The following is a 17,610-nucleotide window of genomic DNA, read 5'->3' as shown; positions in this document are numbered from 1 at the left end:
CGGTTTACCACCACGATCCTGACGATCTCAGTTCAGTGATTTCTGGTTCAGTGCTTCCCTCGGGGAATGTCACCTGGCCTGACACACGGAATTCAACGTTGTCCGGTGAGGGGTTCTTGTTGAATTCGGTCGGATTTGTCTGGGTCTTGATCGTGGCCTTATCCGTGACGAACTCAAATGCGGAGACGTCTTCGAGGGTGGTGGGCAGTTTGGTCACTTCCAGAACAGCGAGTTTGGTGCTCTGCACGCCGCTGGGGCATGCTTCATTCAGGTTTCCACCGTCGAGGGAGGCACAGCTTTCCACGAATTCCTTGGCCCGATCAAGCATCAGTGTCTGCAGTTTTTCGGTCGGTTCGGGGGCGTCCCACCAGAGCGTCGAGGATGACTCCGGGCCCCCCACGATCAGGCTCTTGTCGGGATAGTTCACATACTCATTGGATCCGTAGGATGCCTGCGCTGGGTAGATTCCGGGGTACAGGTAAAACGTCTGATACTCCTGGGAGTTCTGATCATCGTTCGTGATCGGAACGCTTTGAGAGCCGATGGTGACCGAGTCAAAAGTGCCTGGCTGGAGGGTGATCTCTGTGGCTAGTGTGTCGTCAATCTTCCAGTTCTTGAGAACGAGGAAGGTGGGCTGGGCAGGGGTGACCTGAAGTGTCGTATTGACGACTTGCCCATCAAGGTAGTATTCGACATCCAGCATTACTCCACGCGGCTTGTCGGAGCTGAGTGAATAGTCATCACTGCCGGAATCAGTTCGCGTCACCGAGAAGTTTTCGATTCGCGCGGTCGCGCCGGCCATTGCTTCGTTTGTCAGAAACGCTCGTTGATTATTAGGTTTGCCGGGGTCCACCATCTGCGATGCAGCATTCGCGTCACCTGCTGCAAGATATCCCAGGTATTCTTCAGCAGCTTTTTCAGGGGTCCGCGTGCTGTTGAGGATGTAGAAAGCGATTGTCCCGATCAACGCGAGTGCCATCAGTACGCCGATGACCACCAACACGATGCGGACAGTCTTGCCGGACGAGGACTTAGTCGTGGTCGCTGCGTAGGAAGACCCGGCGCCAGAAGCCATCGCAGCAAACTGCGGCTGTGGTTGCGGCGAGTACTGTTGCGGGTTGGGCTGCTGATAGTACTGCTGCTGGGCATATTGCTGCGGTTGCTGCGTCGCTTGCGCGTATTGCTGTGCCTGCCCCTGCTGCGGTTCTGGCGAATCAGCGGGCGGTGGTGGCGGAGGCATATACGAGTCAGCACTCCCATGAGTTTCGGAGTGTGAATTCAGGTCGTTGCCATTCGCATTTTCGGACATAGTGCCATACTCCCGGTAAAAAGATTTAGCGCATGAAAGCGCTTCTATCCTAGTCAACTTTCATCGTGAAGTGGCCGATCGCGCCCGCTTTCAGAACTGGAAGGGGAAGTCGAACGAGTATGCAGGGGCTCCACTGTCATCAAAAGTAACGGCTCCGACCATCTCGAGCTCATCCTCGTGAGGGGAATCGCCTCCATCACTGCAGAGTTGAAGCTCTGGGCTGCGTAGGCATCCTTTTAAGGCAACATTTTGACAACAATCTTCCCGCTTCAGTCCTCAGGAGTCACGATCTTCATATGGAAAACAGGATCTGATCTCTTCGACAATTCGACCGTGCCCTGGACGGCGAGTTTTTGCTCCTTGTCCGGTATATTGAGCCCGTCATCCCTGAAATGGAGCGTCGCCCTCGTCACATCTGTTCGCATGTCCGGAATCCCCGTGGAGTGCACCATCGACACAAGCTGGTTGTCAGCGGGGCCGGCAGTGGTCAGTTCTCCATTGAGGGCGGCTGATTCTGATTGCTCATCTATGTAGAAAGCGTAAATGAATCCGCACTGTTCATCAGGATCGTCGCGGTTTTCCCGGCATTCATGCAGGAAAGGGTTCGCGCAGTCAACAAATGCCGCAGTGAATGTGTCTGTCAGTTCCGGCTCCCATTCAACAACCGACTCCGGAGAGTATTGATCACTGTCGTCAGGTGCCACAGTCAGATCCTGATCGGCGAATCCGGAAGGAAATACGACAGTCGTAGCCAGCGGTCTGGTGATCTGCCAGGTATCTTCACCAACGGGCCGGCTCACCTCGATTTCCACTTCATATTCCTGTCCGCCCAGCAGGTAAGTGACGCCGAACAGACACCTCAGGGCTGTCGGATTGTGACGGGCGGATCATCATCACGATCACGACGGCAGCCACGGCTATCACAGTGACCACTGCACATACGATGCCGACAATCAGGCCGGTTTTTCCTGGGTGGCGTGGACTGCACATTGGTCGGCCGGAATGGAGTGGGTTGCGGAGCAGGCTGCGTCATCGGCTGGTCTCCTTACCAGCGTCGTGACAGGTTATGATCATCGTAAGAGACCACGTTCAGGATTAACAGCTATACCGCCTGAACCCACGTTGGCGCGATCATGATCTGGTCAGCCGCAGCTTTGAGGCGATCACTGCCGTGAATGCAGTTGATTGCGCGGGACAATTCGTTTCGGATCGCGCGCTCGTCCCCACCGGCGGCCGCGCACAGCTCGACGATGACGCGACTGCCGCCTCCATGATGGATACGCACATCGACCACGCATCGGACACCCTCGTCCATGATGATGCGCAGCAGACCGGCGGCAAGTTCGCGATCTTTCCACGCGGGCAGCCACCTGTCCCCCACTGACAGCGAATTGCACGCGGGGCGCGGGATCACGATATTCGCACCGCGCGGATCGGCCACTATCAGCCCTCGGGTTTCGACGAGGGCGCTCAACGCGGCAAGGCGCGTTGAGACAGGCAATGGGCGTGCCTGTGGGTCAAACGCTGCAAGCTCATCCGTTGACGTGAACACGGCCAATGCCGGGCCTTCAGGTGTTTCCGCCCTGGTGAACTCCACGTGGTTGTCAGAGTTTCCGCCATTGAGGACAACTGGAATAATGACGCGCTCACTGCTCAGTGCGTGAACAAGCTGTTCGAGGCGCTCGCCCTGCTCGCTGCGGGTACCGGCTGGCAGTCCGAGTGCGTGACGCGTCAACGGCAACGTCTGGCCACAATCCGATGAGTCGGTGTGCAGTGTCAGGCGCTGCGCAATCTTGTCGCGTTGCTCATCGCTCAGTTCCATCATGACTGCTGAGGGCCGGCCGCTTCCAGCGCCTCTTCCAACGTGAACGCCCCGGCGTACAGGGCTTTGCCAATGATTGCACCTTCTAGGCCGATCGACGTCAGTTCACGCAGGGCTCGAATATCGTCAATGCTGGACACACCGCCCGAGGCGACAACCGGCGCATCGGTACGTTCACATACGGCGCGGAGCAGATCAATATTCGGCCCCTGCATCATGCCGTCACGCGCCACATCGGTGACCACGTATCGGGCACAGCCAGCCTCGTTCAGACGCTCCAGGACCTTCCAGACATTTCCACCTGGTTTCGTCCAGCCTCGTGCTGCCAGAGTCTCACCGCGCACATCCAAGCCCACGGCAACCTGATCGCCGTAACGCTGGATAATCGATTCGGTCCATTCGGGGTCTTCCAGCGCTGCCGTGCCGATATTGATGCGGCGTGCACCGGTGGCCAGGGCGCGCTGAAGTGAGGCGTCATCACGGATGCCGCCCGACAGTTCAACGTGCAGTGGGATCTGGCGTACGACATCAGCCAGCAGGTCGATATTGGATCCGCGTCCAAAAGCGGCATCCAGGTCAACCAGGTGCAGCCACGCGGCGCCTGCGTGGGTGAACGCCTGTGCAGCTTCCAGGGGTGCGCCGTACTGTGTTTCCGTTCCTGCCTCACCCTGGCGCAAGCGCACTGCTTGCCCCTCAACCACGTCAACGGCAGGCAGAAGAATCAACGGAGTATCCATCAGTCACCTTTTCAAGTCAGATAGAGCGGTTTTAGTCAGACACGGTGGTCGCCAACCAATTCTGCAGCAGCTTCAAGCCGGCGGCACCAGATTTTTCGGGGTGGAACTGTGTGGCGCTCAGCGCTCCGTCTTCCACGGCTGCGACAAAGCGCTGACCGTAGGTTGCCCAGCTCGTCTGCGGAGCAGCTGCGGTGCGAGGGCGAGATGTCTGAGCCGGATCATCCATCACGGCGTAGGAATGCACGAAGTAGAAGTACTCCTCATCCAGTCCGTCGAACAGTGTCGTGTCGGATGCGGCTTCAACCTGTGTCCACCCCATGTGTGGAATGATGGGCGCGTCCAGACGGTCCACGGTTCCGTCCCACTGCCCCAGGCCCTCGGTCGTGCCCTTTTCAGTGGAGCGGTCGAACATGATCTGCAGCCCGACGCAGATTCCCAGCACGGGCCTTGCACCAGCGATCCGGCGTTCAATCATCCTCAGGCCTTGCACTGCGCGCAGCTGGTCCATCACCGTGATGAATGCTCCCACACCTGGCACCACCAGGCCGTCAGCTTCGCTGACTTCCTGCGGATCAGCGCTCAGTGAGACGTCTGCACCGGCTCGTTCCAGCGCACTGCACGCTGAGCGCACGTTGCCTGACCCGAATTTCAAGACGACGATTCGAGGGCGTCGCTGCATCATGCTCATGGTTTTCTGAACCACCCTAATGGGCCGCGTGGTCGCTTCAGGCATGTGCCATCAGGTGCGACCGACCCGTTGTAGTCATCCGGGGTGGTTCTGCCCAGCAGCAGGTCTTCAAGGGCCACCGGCATTGATCCGATCAGCACGCCAGCTGGAATATCGTCTTCCGGCTCGCCGGACACGTATCGGCGTGCACTGATCTGTCCGGATACACCCGGCTCCACATCTTCCTCGTCACCTTCAACCAGCCACGACATGATTGCCACGGAGCCCAGCTTGGACAAGCGTGAGGTCAGTCGTGCCACCTGATCCACTTCGGGTGGCATGGAGCGGCACTTGCCCATCAGTGAGGCCAGCTCGTCTTCCTCGGTCATCGGCTGATTGGAATCAACTTTCAGCCAAATCGCGGTCCAGGGCTTAATCGGGACGACGTGGACGGAAAGCCCGGCCAGCTGCAGGAGTTTGTGCAGCGCCTCGGCTGACGGAATCGGTGTGAGCACCAATGCGACCGACAGGGATCCACCTTCCAGGTGCAAGGATTCATCAACCGGAGTGTCCAGGTCATGCCGTTCGGCAGGTGCGCTTGAGCGCTCGAAGTCCGCAACGATTCCCGCGAACTTAGCGTCAATGTCCTCATCGTCAGGACGCTGAGGAACATCCTGGACCATTACAGTGCTCCTTTGGTAGACGGAATGCCACTCACCCGTGGATCCGGTTCAACAGCGCCGCGCATCGCGCGGGCAAGTGCCTTGAACTGCGCTTCCACAATGTGGTGCGGGTCGCGACCGGCAAGCAGACGCACATGCAGACAGATTCCGGCGTTATAGGCCAGCGACTCAAACACGTGTCGTGTCATGGAGCCGGTGAAGTGCCCGCCAATGAGGTGGTATTCCTGGCCGGCCGGCTCGCCCTCGTGCACGAGGTACGGCCGCCCTGAAATGTCCACAACAGCATGAGCGAGGGCTTCATCCAGGGGCACCGTAGCATCTGCGAAACGGCGGATTCCTGCCTTGTCACCAAGCGCCAACTTGATGGCCTGGCCCAGGCAGATCGCGGTGTCTTCGACAGTGTGGTGCACGTCCACGTCCACATCCCCGCGCGCCTGAACAGTCAGGTCGATCAGGGAGTGACGCCCAAATGCGGTGAGCATATGGTCGTAGAACGGCACACCAGTCGAAATGTTGGTCACGCCGCTGCCGTCAAGATTCACTTCCAGGTGAATTGTTGACTCTGATGTTTCGCGGTCAATTGTCGCAGTTCGCGCGTTCATGAGAGAACCTCCTCCAGTGCCGTCATGAATTGCTGGTTTTCCTCAGGTGTCCCTACGCTGACCCGCAGCCAGCCGTCAGGGCCGACGACGCGGATCAACACGCCCCGCTCCAGGAGCTTGTCAAAGATGTCCTGCCGGTTATCGAAACGTCCAAAGAAAATGAAGTTCGCGTCAGATTGAGCCACCTGCAGCCCTCGTGATTCCAGCCAGTGCGCGAGGGCGTCCCGACTGTCACGCAGGTCGGCCACCTGCTGCATGAGGCTTTCACGGTGACGCAGCGCCGCCAGTGCCACTGCCTGCGTGATGGCTGACAGATGGTAGGGCAAGCGCACCAGCATGATCGCGTCAATGACGTCCTGGCAGGCCACCATGTATCCCAGACGCAACCCCGCCATTCCAAATGCTTTCGACATGGTGCGGGAGACAACCACGTGCGGATTCTGCTCAAGGAGTTCGAGTGCCGAGGATGTCCCCGCACGCCTGAATTCCGCGTACGCTTCATCGATGACCAGCAGGCTCGCTGTGGGCTGTCCGTCCGGCCCGACAGGCCCGCTGAATCGTGTGTCGTCAGCCAGGGAGCGGATGTCGTCAAGTGACAGTGCTGTTCCGGTGGGATTGTTCGGACTGGCCAGCAGAACGACTGCCGGATGCTCAGTTTCGAGCAGGTCGCGCAGGGCATCCAGGTCGATGGAAAAATCCTCGTGCCGATCACACGTGACCCACCGTGAGCACGTGTCGCGCGCGTACTCGTGATACATCGAGTATGTCGGGGCACATGAAACGACGGTCCGTGACGTGCCGGCGAATGCCTGCAGAATCTGGGTCATGACTTCGTTGGAACCGTTGGCTGCCCATACATGTTCGGGCGGAACACTTACACCGCTTTCGTCAGCCAGATATCGTGCCAGTTCCCCACGCAGTTCCAGAAAATCGCGATCCGGGTAGCGGTTCAGCCCGCTGGCGGCGCGAGCCACTGAGCGCGCGATATCGTCAACCAGCTCGTCAGAAGGCGCCCACGGATTCTCATTGACGTTCAGGCGTACGGGCACATCCAGTTGGGGCGCGCCATACGGGCTCAGCCCCGCAAGTTCAGGGCGCAGCGGCAAACGTAAATCAGTCATTGCGTCCGCCTTCCTCGCGTCGGATCAGCGCGGCTGCTCCGTGTGCCGGCAGGTCTTCGGCACATGCCAGCGTGTTGAGGTCATCGGTGAGCGCTTCGAGCGCATCGCGTGAATACTCAACGACCTGCTGGCTGCGCAGATACTGTCCCACGTTCAGTCCGGCAGCGTAGCGGGCGGTGCCTCCTGTGGGCAGGACGTGGTTGGAGCCTGCAACGTAGTCGCCCAGCGGTACCGGCGTGTACGGGCCGACAAAAATGGCACCTGCGTTGCGCACGCGCAGCGCTACTTCGGCAGCATTCTCAGTCTGTACTTCGAGGTGTTCGGGAGCATACGCATCCACCACGCGCAGCCCAGCATCCACATCATCGACGAGGACGATGCCCGACTGCGGTCCGCTCAGCGCCGTCATAATGCGTTCGGTGTGCGCGGTCAGCGGTGCCAGCCGCTGAATCTCAGCTTCCACTGCATCCGCAAGCGGCTCACTGTCCGTGATCAGAACAGATGCGGCAGCAGGATCATGCTCCGCCTGGCTGATCAAGTCAGCGGCAACGAAAGCGGGGTGAGCATCACCATCGGCAAGGATCGCTATTTCAGTGGTTCCCGCTTCCGCATCGATCCCCACGTGAGCAGACACCACCCGTTTAGCTGCGGCCACATAAATGTTGCCCGGTCCTGCTACGACATCAACCGGTTCACACACGTCACCCTCGTCGTCAAATCCGTAGGCAAGGCCGGCGATTGCCTGCGCACCACCCATTGCCCACACGTCGTCCACTCCCAGCAGTGCGCACGCTGCAAGGATTGTCGGGTGCGGCAGTCCGCCGAACGCGCGTTGCGGAGGTGAAGCCAGGGCGATTGAGCTGACGCCGGCGACCTGCGCGCACACCACGTTCATCACAACTGAGGAGGGGTAGACAGCCAAGCCACCCGGGACGTAGACACCGGCGCGCTGCACTGGTACCCACCGCTGGGTAATCGTGCCGCCGGGAATGATGGTGGCGTGTTGCGTGGTGGGCAGCTGGACAGTGTGGCCGGCGCGGTTATGCTCGATCGACACTTCCAGCGCGCCGCGCACCGCAGGGTCAAGTCCATCGAGGGCGGCACGGATCTGGTCGGCCGGTACCTTCAGGCGATCGGGACGCACATGGTCGAAACGCTCGGCACAGTCCTTGATGGCGCTCGCACCCTCGTGGATGACGCTGTCGATAATCGGCGTGACAGCCTCGACCGCTGCGGTGATGTCGAATGCAGCTCGTGGCAGTTGACGGCGGATTGCATCTGTGGTGGCACTGGTGCCGCGAAGATCCATGCGTTTCATAACTCTTAGCCTAACTCAGGAGGTCATCACTCCGTCTGCTCCGACCACGGCCTTGACCTGGCTGAAAAATGCGCTGGATTTTTCGACGCGGTACTTCGGGTCAACTTCGACGATTGTGACGCGCCCGCCTTGGCGCAAGTGGATGCGCACAGGTGATTCGCCTGGGAAAGCTTCCAGCACGTCTTTGAGTTCGGTCAGCATTGAGCGAGTGCATCGGCCAGGAGTCATCTGCAGGTCCAGCGGGGAGTCCTGATCGTCACGCAGATCCAGCAACGTCATGGCCTGGCCGATCAGTTCGACGTTCTCATCGCGCTGGGTGACGCGCCCCTCGACCTGGACGATCGTGTCGGTAGCCAGGTAGGACTGAATTGTTTCGAACGAGCGAGGGAAGAAAAGCACTTCGATGGAAGCGCTGAGGTCTTCCACCGTTGCGATCGCCCACTGGTTGCCCTGCTTGGTGACCTTCATTTGAACCGACGACACCAGTCCTGCGACGCGCACCTTGCGGTCCGCCATGGCTTCTTCGGAGGAGACGATCGCGGCGATGTCGATGTCCTGGTATCGGCGCAGCGCCGCTTCCACACCGCGCAGTGGATGGTCGGAGACATACAGGCCAAGCATTTCGCGTTCATCGGCCAGTTTGTGCCGCTTATCGAATTCGGGCAGGTCAGGGATTTCGACCGTGAGGGAGGACTGTTCAGGTGCTGCTGCTCCACCCATGGCGGCAAACAGGTCGAACTGGCCGATGGCCTCATTGCGTTTCAGGTCGGTGACCGCGTCGACGGCCTCGTCGCAGCGGGACAGCAGGGAGCGCCGGTTCTTCCCCAGAGAGTCGAAGGCGCCGGCCTTAATGAGTGACTGGATGGTGCGCTTATTGCACACGGTGGCAGGTACCTTGTCCAGGAGGTCCTGGAAGGAGGTATACGCGCCTTTTTCCGAGCGCGCCTGCACGATACCGTCCACCACGTTCGCGCCGACGTTCTGGATCGCAGACAGGCCAAAACGGATGTTCGACCCATCTGGCGCGAACGTGCCCATCGAAGCGTTGACGTCGGGGGGCAAAACGGTGATATCCATGTGACGACATTCAGCCAGGTACAAGGCTCGCCGATCCTTGTTGTCTTTGGTCGAGGTCAGCAATGCGGCCATGTATTCAGTGGGAAAATTCGCCTTGAGGTAGGCAGTCCAGTACGACACCAATCCGTACGCCGCCGAGTGCGCCTTGTTGAACGCGTAGTTCGAGAACGGAACCAGAATGTCCCACAGTGTTTTCACCGCGTCATCGGAATAGCCATGTTCGCGCATCCCCTGCGAGAACGGTCCGAACTCCTGGTCCAGAATCTTTTTCTTCTTCTTACCCATCGCGCGTCGGAGCATATCTGCCTGACCCAGTGAGTATCCGGCCAGTTTCTGCGCGATCTGCATGACCTGTTCCTGGTAGACGATCAGACCGTACGTAGTGCCCAGAATGTCTTTGAGCGGCTCAGCAAGTTCAGGGTGAATGGGAGTGATTTCCTGACGCCCGTTCTTACGCAGAGCGTAGTTCGTGTGCGAGTCTGCGCCCATCGGGCCGGGCCGGTACAACGCGCCCACAGCTGAAATATCTTCAAAGTTGTCGGGGCGCATCAGTTTGAGAAGTTCTCGCATCCCCGAGCCATCCAGCTGGAACACGCCGAGCGTGTCGCCGCGTGCCAACAGGTCGTAGGTTGCCGGGTCGTTGAGCGGCAACTGATCAAGGTCCGGGACATCCTTGTTGTTCAGCCTGATATTTTCGAGGGCGTCTGACAGGACCGTGAGGTTTCGCAGCCCCAGGAAGTCCATCTTCAGCAACCCCAGCGCTTCACACGTGGGATAGTCGAACTGCGTAATGATCGCGCCGTCAGCGAGGCGCTTCATGATCGGAATAATGTCGGTCAGCGTATGCGAGGACATGATCACCGCGCATGCGTGGACACCCCATTGTCGTGTCAGTCCTTCCAGTCCCATCGCCAGGTTGACGATGTCGTGAGTCTGCGGATTTTCCTCGTAGTATTTACGGAACTCCGCTGCCTCGCCGTAGCGCTTGTCTTCCTTGTCGAAAATGCCGTGCACTGAAATGTTCTTGCCCATCACTGCCGGGGGCAGTGCCTTGGTGAGCTGCTCGCCTGTCTTGAAGTCGTAGCCGAGCAGTCGTGCTGAGTCCTTCAGTGCCTGTTTCGTCATGATTCGTCCGAAGGTGACGACCTGACTGATCCGGTCTTCGCCGTATTTACGTTTCACGTATTCGATCACTTCGTCGCGGCGACGTTCGTCGAAGTCCACATCGAAGTCAGGCATGGAGACGCGCTCGGGGTTGAGGAAGCGTTCGAAAATCAGGCCGTGTTCCATTGGGTTCAGCTCGGTGATACGCATCGCGTAGGCCACCATGGAGCCAGCACCGGAGCCTCGGCCAGGCCCCACGCGGATGCCCTGATGCTTGGCCCAGTTGATGTAGTCCGCCACCGTCAGGAAGTAGCCGGGGAACCCCATCGAGATAATGACGTCTTCTTCGTATTCAGCCTGTTTACGCACGTCATCAGGAACGCCGTCCGGGAAACGGTCGGCCAGCCCTCGTTCAACTTCCTTGATGAACCACGATGTTTTGTCTTCGCCCTCGGGCACGGGGAAATCGGGCATGTAGTTGGCGCCCTCTTTGGTGGTGGTGAAGTGCACGTCGCAGCGTTCAGCAATATCCAGGGTGGTGTCGCATGCTTCGGGCAGTTCAGCCCAGGTGCGACGCATGTCTTCGCTGGAGCGGATATAGTAGCCGTCGCCGTCGAATTTGAAGCGGTCTTGGTCAGCCAGCTTGGCACCCGAGTTGATGCACAATAACGCGTCCTGCACATCGCGGTCTTCTTTTTTCACGTAGTGCGCATCGTTGGTCGCTACCAGTGGAGCATTCATGAGCTTGGCCAATTTGAGCAGGTCATTGCGTGTGCGTCGTTCAAATTCGATGCCGTGATCCATGACTTCGACATAGAAGTTCTCCGGCCCGAAAATGTCGCGCAGCTCCCCTGCTTCACGCACTGCTTCATCCCACTGACCCAACCGCATATGGGTTTGGACGGCTCCCGACGGGCACCCTGAGAAAACGATCAACCCTTCGTGGTATTCCTGCAGCAGTTCCTTGTCGGCACGCGGCCACTTACCAAACTGTCCTTCCGTGGAGGCGCGTGAACCAAGGCGAAACAGATTCAGCATGCCTTCGGTCGTGTAGGCCAGCAGTGTCAGGTGATTGTATGCGCCATTGGCCGAAACGTCGTCACTGCGCTGCCACGGTTCTCCCCAGTGGACACGCTTCGTGTCAAATCTGGACGTGCCGGGAGTGACGTATGCTTCAAGGCCAATGATCGGTTTAATTCCGGCATCTTTGCACGCTGAATAGAATTCGAAGGCGCCGAACAGGTATCCGTGATCGGTCAGTCCGATTGCCGGTTGTTCGAGGCGGGCAGCTTCCTGAACCATCGGCGCGATTTTCGCTGCGCCGTCCAGCATGGAGTATTCGGAGTGGTTGTGAAGATGAACGAAACTGTCACGGGTGGCCATACGTGTCATCTTAATGGTTCTGCAGTGCCCTCGATGAGCTGAGCGAGGTGACGATGCTCAATTCCTGCATCCCAGAATGTGTCGTCGCCGTGTGACACATATCCGAGGCGTTCGTAGAATCCCTGTGCCTGCAGTTGCGCGTCGAGGTCGACCCGGGCGTGCCTGCCGGCAGGGGTTCGTCGTGTGACTTCTTCGTGCAGAGCATTGACGAGGGCGGCTCCGCATCCACTGCCGCGTGCCTCCTGTCTGACAGCAAGGCGCCCCAGGTGATAGCAGTCATCACCATCCGGGATGAGGCGCACGGTTCCAACAGGGTGGCCAGCCTCGTCCTCGGCAATGAATTGGGTGACGGCGGGGTTGAAGTCGCGTGCATCAATTTCAAGGACCATAGGAACGTGCTGTTCAACAACGAACACATCCCACCTGATCGAGATAATGGCGAAGCGGTCGGAGTCGGTGGCGCGTCGGACGTGAAGAGTGGTCATCGTGGTTTTCTCAGGAGTGTGAGGGCAGCATCAAGGTCGTCCATGTACGGTGCGTCCACGGTGACGTGTTTGCCGGTGCGTGGGTGTGCGAAGCCGAGCTGGACGGCGTGCAACCATTGACGTTCCAAGCCGAGGCGTTCAGCCTGCGTGGGGTCAGCGCCGTAGAACACGTCGCCGACACACGGATGGTTGACCGCTGCCATGTGGACGCGGATCTGGTGTGTGCGACCAGTTTCCAGGTGGATTGACAGCAGGGCTGCACCAGCCATGAGTTCAAGGGTGTCGTAATGTGTCACGGCACGCTTGCCACCTTCGATAACGGCCATGCGCCATTCGCGCGACGGATGGCGGCCAATGGGCGCGTCGATGGTGCCTGATGGCGGATCCAGGTGTCCGGCGACCACGGCATGGTAAATCTTCGTGACGGTGCGTTCCTTGAAGGCCCGTTTCATCACCGAATATGCCAATTCGGATTTGGCGACCATCATGGCGCCAGATGTACCCACGTCAAGGCGGTGCACGATTCCCTGGCGTTCGGGCGGGCCTGACAGTGCGATGCGGAAGCCTGCGGCTTCCAGGTTGCCGATCACTGTGGGACCGGTCCATCCCGGGCCCGTGTGTGCCGCAACGCCGACAGGTTTGTTGACCACGACGATGTCGTCATCATCGTAGAGGATGTCCATGCCGGTCACGGGTGCGGGCTGCACACGGTGCTGCGGTATGTCGACTTCAATGAGGTCCCGAAGGCTGAGCCGGTCCGACTTCCGACTGACGGCACCGTTGATGCGCACGTGTCCTGCGCTGACAAGGTCACCGGCCTGAGAGCGTGACATGCCGAGCATGCGTGAGAGTGCCACGTCCACGCGGGTATCGACCAGCGCGTCCGGCACTGGCAGGTAGCGGTGCTCGAACTCGTCACTCATCGGTGCGCGCACCGGAATGGGAGTGTTCTGTTCGCAGAAAGACGATCACCATCAACACTGCTGCCACAACGATCCAGATATCGGCAACGTTGCCAACGAAGTAGTCGTTGTAGTTGATGAAGTCAACGACGTGTCCGCGCCCGAACGAGGGAGGCTGCACGAGGCGATCCACCAGGTTACCCGCCGCTCCCCCGGCAAGAAGACCCACCACGGCTGCCACACTCGTGGAGGTGATTTTCGGCAGGACCCAGATGATGACGCCGAGCACGACCACTGAGATGATCGTGAAAATCCACGTTGAGCCTGCCCCCATCGAGAAGGCGGCTCCGGAGTTCCTGACCAGCTGGAGACTCAGGAAGTCACCAATAAGTGGACGGCGCTGCCCCTCGGACAACGAGGACAAAGCCCAGAATTTCGTGACCTGGTCACTGATCAGTGCGACGAGTGCTACAACTATGGCGCTGACCAGTGGGCGCCGTGACACATTCGTTGCAGCTGGACTCGTTGACACATGTTCTCCTAACAGGTGGGGCATAAATGTGGCGGCAGCGTCTGGTACGCCGCCGCCACACAGTCATTGGCTTGAGAAACGTCAGTTTTCCGAGCTGTCCTCGTTCACTTCGGTCAGAAGTTTCTCGAGGTGAGTGCGGATGGACTGACGGTATTCCGTCTCGAATCCGCGCAACTCGTTGATCTTGTTTTCCAACAGTCCGCGCTCCTGGTCGAGCTGAGCCAGGATCGTTTCATGCTTGCTCTCTGCGTCGGCAACGATCTCATCGCCCTTGGTGCGAGCTTCAGCAATGATGCGTTCTGATTCTTCGCGGCCGTCGCGCACGTACTCGTCGTGGACGCGCTGCGCCAAAGCAAGCATCGAGGTTGCGGATTCGGGTTCGCTGGGCGTGGCAGGCTGAACCGGCTGCACAGGCTGAACGGGTTCTGGTTCTGGTTCGGGCTGCGCGACCTGCGGTTCTTCCTCGACAACAGGCTGAGCAGTTTCGGCAGGAGTGGAGAAGCCAGATGCGTCGGCCGAACCTTCCTGGAGTTCGGTGATGCGGCGTTCGGCTGCTTCAAGCTTTTCCTGGAGATTCTGCTTCTCCATGTTCAGGTAGTAGATCGTCGCAACGACTCGGTCGAGAAAATTGTCTACCTCGACGGGGTCGTAGCCTTCACGGAACTTCACTGCCTGGAAGTTCTTGTTCAGAACTTCGTCCGTTGTCAGCAGCTGAATCTGTTCCTGACCTGTGGGCTCGTCCATTTCCTCACCTCTCGGTATCTGCCCTGTCGAACGCCGATTGGTAACCGCCCGACGATCGTGGTGTCACCAGCATTCAACCTGATGACACTGATTGTAAGTGATACTTATTCTATCGGACACATGAATCACTGAGGCAACTTCAGTCACAGCGACATCACATTCCAATATGCGTTTCAATTAATCTACCGTTTGAACGCCTAACTAGCCAAATACCATCATCAATCGTGCAACGCGCTGAAGAAGCAGAATACCGATGAACAGCACCATGAAACCGACATCGAGTGCGATCCCGTTACCCAGTCTGAGCGGCGGAATGTAGCGACGCAGGAAACGCAGAGGTGGGTCAGTCAACGCGTAGAGCACATTACCGATCACAATGACGGCCGTTGCTCGCGGATGCCAGTCGCGGGCAAGAATACGGATCCAGTCAAAGATCATCCGTCCAAACAGCACCAGCAGGTACAAGCTGGCACAGAAGTGTACAGCGGCGCCGAGTATGTACACGGGCATTACTCTGCCTGGCTGAACAGCTCCGCACCGTGGGAGGGGGCCATTCCGGATGACACCTTGACAGATCGCGGCGACAGCAGGTAGACGCGTTGAGTCACGCGTTCAAAGTGTCCGCGCAGGCCGTACACCAGCCCGGCGGAGAAATCGATCACGCGGCGCGCTTCATTGTCAGGCAGGTCGGTCATGTTGACGATGACAGGGATATCGCTGCGGAAGGCGTCGCCGATGCTGCGCGCATCCGCATAGGAGGTGGCGTGAATGGTCTGAATTCGGGCCAGATCATTCGGCTCAGTTTGCTGCACTGTTTCAGTGCGGCGCACTGCAGGTGTGGGTTCGTAGTCGGACAGTTCAGTGACGTCTGCCCACTGTCCGGGCTCTTCCTGTTCCATTTCGGGTTCATCGAACTCGTCATCGGATGTATCCCATCCCATGAATTTCTTCGCGCGCGTAGAAAATGATTCCGCCATCGTTTCTCCTCTGTCAGGCCGCTGATCTCACGCTAATCGAGAAGATAACGCACAGGCCTCAAGTTGCCTCGGCATGTCGCAACGATGGCGAAATGATCAATGCCTGGCGTCCGCAGGTGGGGTCGCGCCTGTAGGAGTGGAGGGCCGGCGTTTCCCGGGTGCACCGCAGGTCGTGTTCAATTGTGTCGACGCCCGCTTCGCGCAGTTCGCTGCATACCCCCTCGCGAAGATCAAGGCCGGGGGTGCCCCAACTGGTGTGGGTACACATATGTGGTCGAACGGCTGCTACGTCGTCCCACAGCGCGCGGTCCACCTCGTAGCATTGGCCACATATGCAGGCACCGACAAAGGCGCTGATCGGCTCCGCGCTCATGCGGCGAATCCGGCGAACTGTCGCGCTGAGTATTCCACCGAGCAGCCCCGTGCGTCCGGCGTGGATCGCCGCCAGGATCGTCCCATGAGCTACACTCAGGCACACAGGCACGCAGTCGGCAACCATCACGGCCAGTCCCGTGCGTGGCCCCTCGGCCAGATTGACGACGAGGGCGTCTGCGTCAATGTGGTCGCTGATCGCATCGACGACGCGGACACGCGTGGAGTGTGTCTGGTCCATCCAGGTCAGCGGGCTTCCGGTCAGCTTGCTCAGGTGATCGCGGCGCTTCGCCACTGCCTGAGCATCATCGCCAACGTGGTATCCCACGTTATTGCGAAGTGGGCAGGTGCCCGACCCCGCTTCAGTGTGCGTGATCAGGGCGCCTGCCCACTCGATCGGTGTGATCATGTTTCAGCGCAGAAAATCAGGAATATCCAGGTCGTCAGCGGAGTCATCCTCGTCGAAGATGCGCGGCACTTCCAGCGAATCGGCATCTCGCGGAGCAGGCTGAGCACTGGGCGCATCCGACGGTGTGGCGGACGGCGCCTGCGTGCGGGTAGGCACGCGAGGTTCTGCACGATGTGCGGGGCGAACCGGCGTCTGGGAAATGGTTCCCGCTGAGCGTTCACGCAAGGGTTCTTCCGCAGACTTCGGGGCCGGCGCGGCGACAGGTGCCGGCTGTTCCGGCTTCTTCGCTGGCGCATCGGTGTTACCTGACGTCACGGGCTGGTCGTCAAATCCGGCCGCAATGATGGTGACGCGGATCTCGTCGCCCAGCGAATCGTCAACGACGTTGCCGAAGATGATGTTGGCTTCAGGGTGAGCGGCTTCGCGCACCAGCAGTGCGGACTGGTAGATCTCCTGCAGGCCAACATCCGAGCCACCCTGGAAGAACATGAGGACGCCGTGAGCGCCGTCAATGCTGGCTTCAAGCAGCGGGGAGGAAATCGCGGTTTCCACGGCGCGCAGCGCGCGGTCATCACCTGTAGCAGCACCGATACCCATCAGCGCGGATCCGGCATCCTGCATCACGGACTTCACGTCGTTGAAGTCGACGTTGATCAGACCCGGGGTGGTGATGAGTTCAGTGATTCCCTGCACTCCCGAGAGCAGGACCTGGTCGGCTGCCTGGAATGCTTCAAGGATCGAGATATTGGGATCCGAGATGGACAGCAGGCGATCATTCGGGATGACGATCAGCGTGTCGACTTCTTTGCGCAGTGCCTCCACGCCCTGTTCGCCCTGGGCGGCGCGACGCATGCCTTCAAAGGAAAAGGGGCGGGTGACGACGCCGACTGTCAGAGCGCCGGAGTCGCGGGCGGCTTTGGCAACGATGGGGGCTGCGCCCGTTCCCGTGCCGCCTCCTTCACCGGCGGTGACGAACACCATGTCGGCGCCTTCAAGGGCGGCCTTGATGTCATCGATGTGGTCTTCAGCTGCCTGACGGCCCACTGACGGGTCAGCTCCCGCTCCCAGGCCGTGGGTCAGGTCGCGACCGATATCAAGTTTGGTTTCAGCATCTGACATCAGCAGAGCCTGGGCGTCTGTGTTCACCGCAATGAATTCGACGCCTTTGAGTTCTGCTTCGATCATTCGGTTAACAGCATTGACGCCGCCGCCGCCGACTCCGACCACCTTGATCACTGCGAGGTGGTTTTGAGGTCCTGCCATTTTGTGCCCCTCCCACTCAACCCTCAACCTCAAGTTGAAGGTTGGTGTTTCTCCTGTATTCTGCCGGAAAGACGGTAGAAAACAACACCTCAAACTGCAAGGA

General features: G+C 59.3%; 18 protein-coding genes. All 18 read right to left on the bottom strand.

Annotated features, from left to right (window positions below; genetic code table 11):
• Positions 1-4 precede the first annotated feature (4 nt).
• The gene (locus QP093_RS03290; protein WP_285014662.1) at positions 5-1,309 is read right to left on the bottom strand and encodes a hypothetical protein; all 1,305 of its coding nucleotides are present in this window, start codon (positions 1,307-1,309) and stop codon (positions 5-7) included.
• A 269-nt stretch (positions 1,310-1,578) separates the two neighbouring features.
• Entirely contained in the window at positions 1,579-2,109 is a 531-nt protein-coding gene (locus QP093_RS03285; protein WP_285014661.1) for a hypothetical protein, read from the bottom strand.
• 302 nt (positions 2,110-2,411) lie between these two features.
• Positions 2,412-3,134 carry an SseB family protein gene (locus tag QP093_RS03280; RefSeq protein WP_285014660.1) on the bottom strand — a complete coding sequence of 241 codons (723 nt, stop codon included), beginning with the start codon at positions 3,132-3,134 and terminating at the stop codon, positions 2,412-2,414.
• On the bottom strand, positions 3,131-3,868 hold the full coding sequence (priA, locus tag QP093_RS03275; protein ID WP_070725872.1) for a bifunctional 1-(5-phosphoribosyl)-5-((5-phosphoribosylamino)methylideneamino)imidazole-4-carboxamide isomerase/phosphoribosylanthranilate isomerase PriA: 738 nt from the start codon (positions 3,866-3,868) through the stop codon (positions 3,131-3,133). The genes QP093_RS03280 and priA overlap by 4 nt, the downstream gene beginning before the upstream one ends.
• A 31-nt stretch (positions 3,869-3,899) precedes the next feature.
• Complete coding sequence (gene hisH / locus QP093_RS03270; protein ID WP_285014657.1) at positions 3,900-4,556, bottom strand: imidazole glycerol phosphate synthase subunit HisH; 657 nt, start codon at positions 4,554-4,556, stop codon at positions 3,900-3,902.
• On the bottom strand, positions 4,553-5,218 hold the full coding sequence (locus QP093_RS03265; protein WP_058236478.1) for a hypothetical protein: 666 nt from the start codon (positions 5,216-5,218) through the stop codon (positions 4,553-4,555). The genes hisH and QP093_RS03265 overlap by 4 nt, the downstream gene beginning before the upstream one ends.
• Positions 5,218-5,820 (bottom strand): imidazoleglycerol-phosphate dehydratase HisB, encoded by a 603-nt coding sequence (gene hisB, locus QP093_RS03260; RefSeq protein WP_058236477.1) that lies wholly within the window; start codon positions 5,818-5,820, stop codon positions 5,218-5,220. Before hisB ends, QP093_RS03265 begins: the two co-directional genes overlap by 1 nt.
• Entirely contained in the window at positions 5,817-6,941 is a 1,125-nt protein-coding gene (locus QP093_RS03255; protein ID WP_285014654.1) for a histidinol-phosphate transaminase, read from the bottom strand. Before QP093_RS03255 ends, hisB begins: the two co-directional genes overlap by 4 nt.
• A complete protein-coding gene (gene hisD / locus QP093_RS03250; protein ID WP_285014652.1) occupies positions 6,934-8,259 on the bottom strand; it encodes a histidinol dehydrogenase in 1,326 nt (441 codons plus the stop codon). The genes QP093_RS03255 and hisD overlap by 8 nt, the downstream gene beginning before the upstream one ends.
• 15 nt (positions 8,260-8,274) lie before the next feature.
• Positions 8,275-11,823 (bottom strand): DNA polymerase III subunit alpha, encoded by a 3,549-nt coding sequence (gene dnaE, locus QP093_RS03245; RefSeq protein WP_285014650.1) that lies wholly within the window; start codon positions 11,821-11,823, stop codon positions 8,275-8,277.
• A 5-nt stretch (positions 11,824-11,828) separates the two neighbouring features.
• On the bottom strand, positions 11,829-12,308 hold the full coding sequence (locus QP093_RS03240) for a GNAT family N-acetyltransferase (RefSeq protein ID WP_285014648.1): 480 nt from the start codon (positions 12,306-12,308) through the stop codon (positions 11,829-11,831).
• On the bottom strand, positions 12,305-13,231 hold the full coding sequence (locus QP093_RS03235; protein ID WP_285014646.1) for an RluA family pseudouridine synthase: 927 nt from the start codon (positions 13,229-13,231) through the stop codon (positions 12,305-12,307). Before QP093_RS03235 ends, QP093_RS03240 begins: the two co-directional genes overlap by 4 nt.
• Positions 13,224-13,742, bottom strand: a complete 519-nt coding sequence (lspA, locus tag QP093_RS03230; protein WP_285014644.1) for a signal peptidase II — start codon at positions 13,740-13,742, stop codon at positions 13,224-13,226. Before lspA ends, QP093_RS03235 begins: the two co-directional genes overlap by 8 nt.
• Before the next feature lie 81 nt (positions 13,743-13,823).
• A complete protein-coding gene (locus QP093_RS03225) occupies positions 13,824-14,459 on the bottom strand; it encodes a DivIVA domain-containing protein (RefSeq protein WP_285014727.1) in 636 nt (211 codons plus the stop codon).
• Positions 14,460-14,687: 228 nt separating this feature from the next.
• Positions 14,688-14,996 (bottom strand): YggT family protein, encoded by a 309-nt coding sequence (locus QP093_RS03220; RefSeq protein ID WP_058236473.1) that lies wholly within the window; start codon positions 14,994-14,996, stop codon positions 14,688-14,690.
• Entirely contained in the window at positions 14,996-15,463 is a 468-nt protein-coding gene (locus QP093_RS03215) for a cell division protein SepF (RefSeq protein ID WP_058236472.1), read from the bottom strand. The genes QP093_RS03220 and QP093_RS03215 overlap by 1 nt, the downstream gene beginning before the upstream one ends.
• Before the next feature lie 58 nt (positions 15,464-15,521).
• A complete protein-coding gene (locus QP093_RS03210) occupies positions 15,522-16,244 on the bottom strand; it encodes a purine nucleoside phosphorylase YfiH/LACC1 family protein (protein WP_285014642.1) in 723 nt (240 codons plus the stop codon).
• Between the two features lie 3 nt (positions 16,245-16,247).
• A complete protein-coding gene (gene ftsZ / locus QP093_RS03205; RefSeq protein ID WP_285014640.1) occupies positions 16,248-17,507 on the bottom strand; it encodes a cell division protein FtsZ in 1,260 nt (419 codons plus the stop codon).
• Between the last annotated feature and the right edge of the window lie 103 nt (positions 17,508-17,610).

The organism is Pauljensenia sp. UMB10120 (genome assembly GCF_030212035.1).
In the GTDB taxonomy this organism is placed as follows: Bacteria; Actinomycetota; Actinomycetes; order Actinomycetales; family Actinomycetaceae; genus Pauljensenia; species Pauljensenia radingae_A.
Note: the sequence above shows the minus strand (reverse complement) of the source record. Positions and strands in the feature narration are given on the sequence as shown.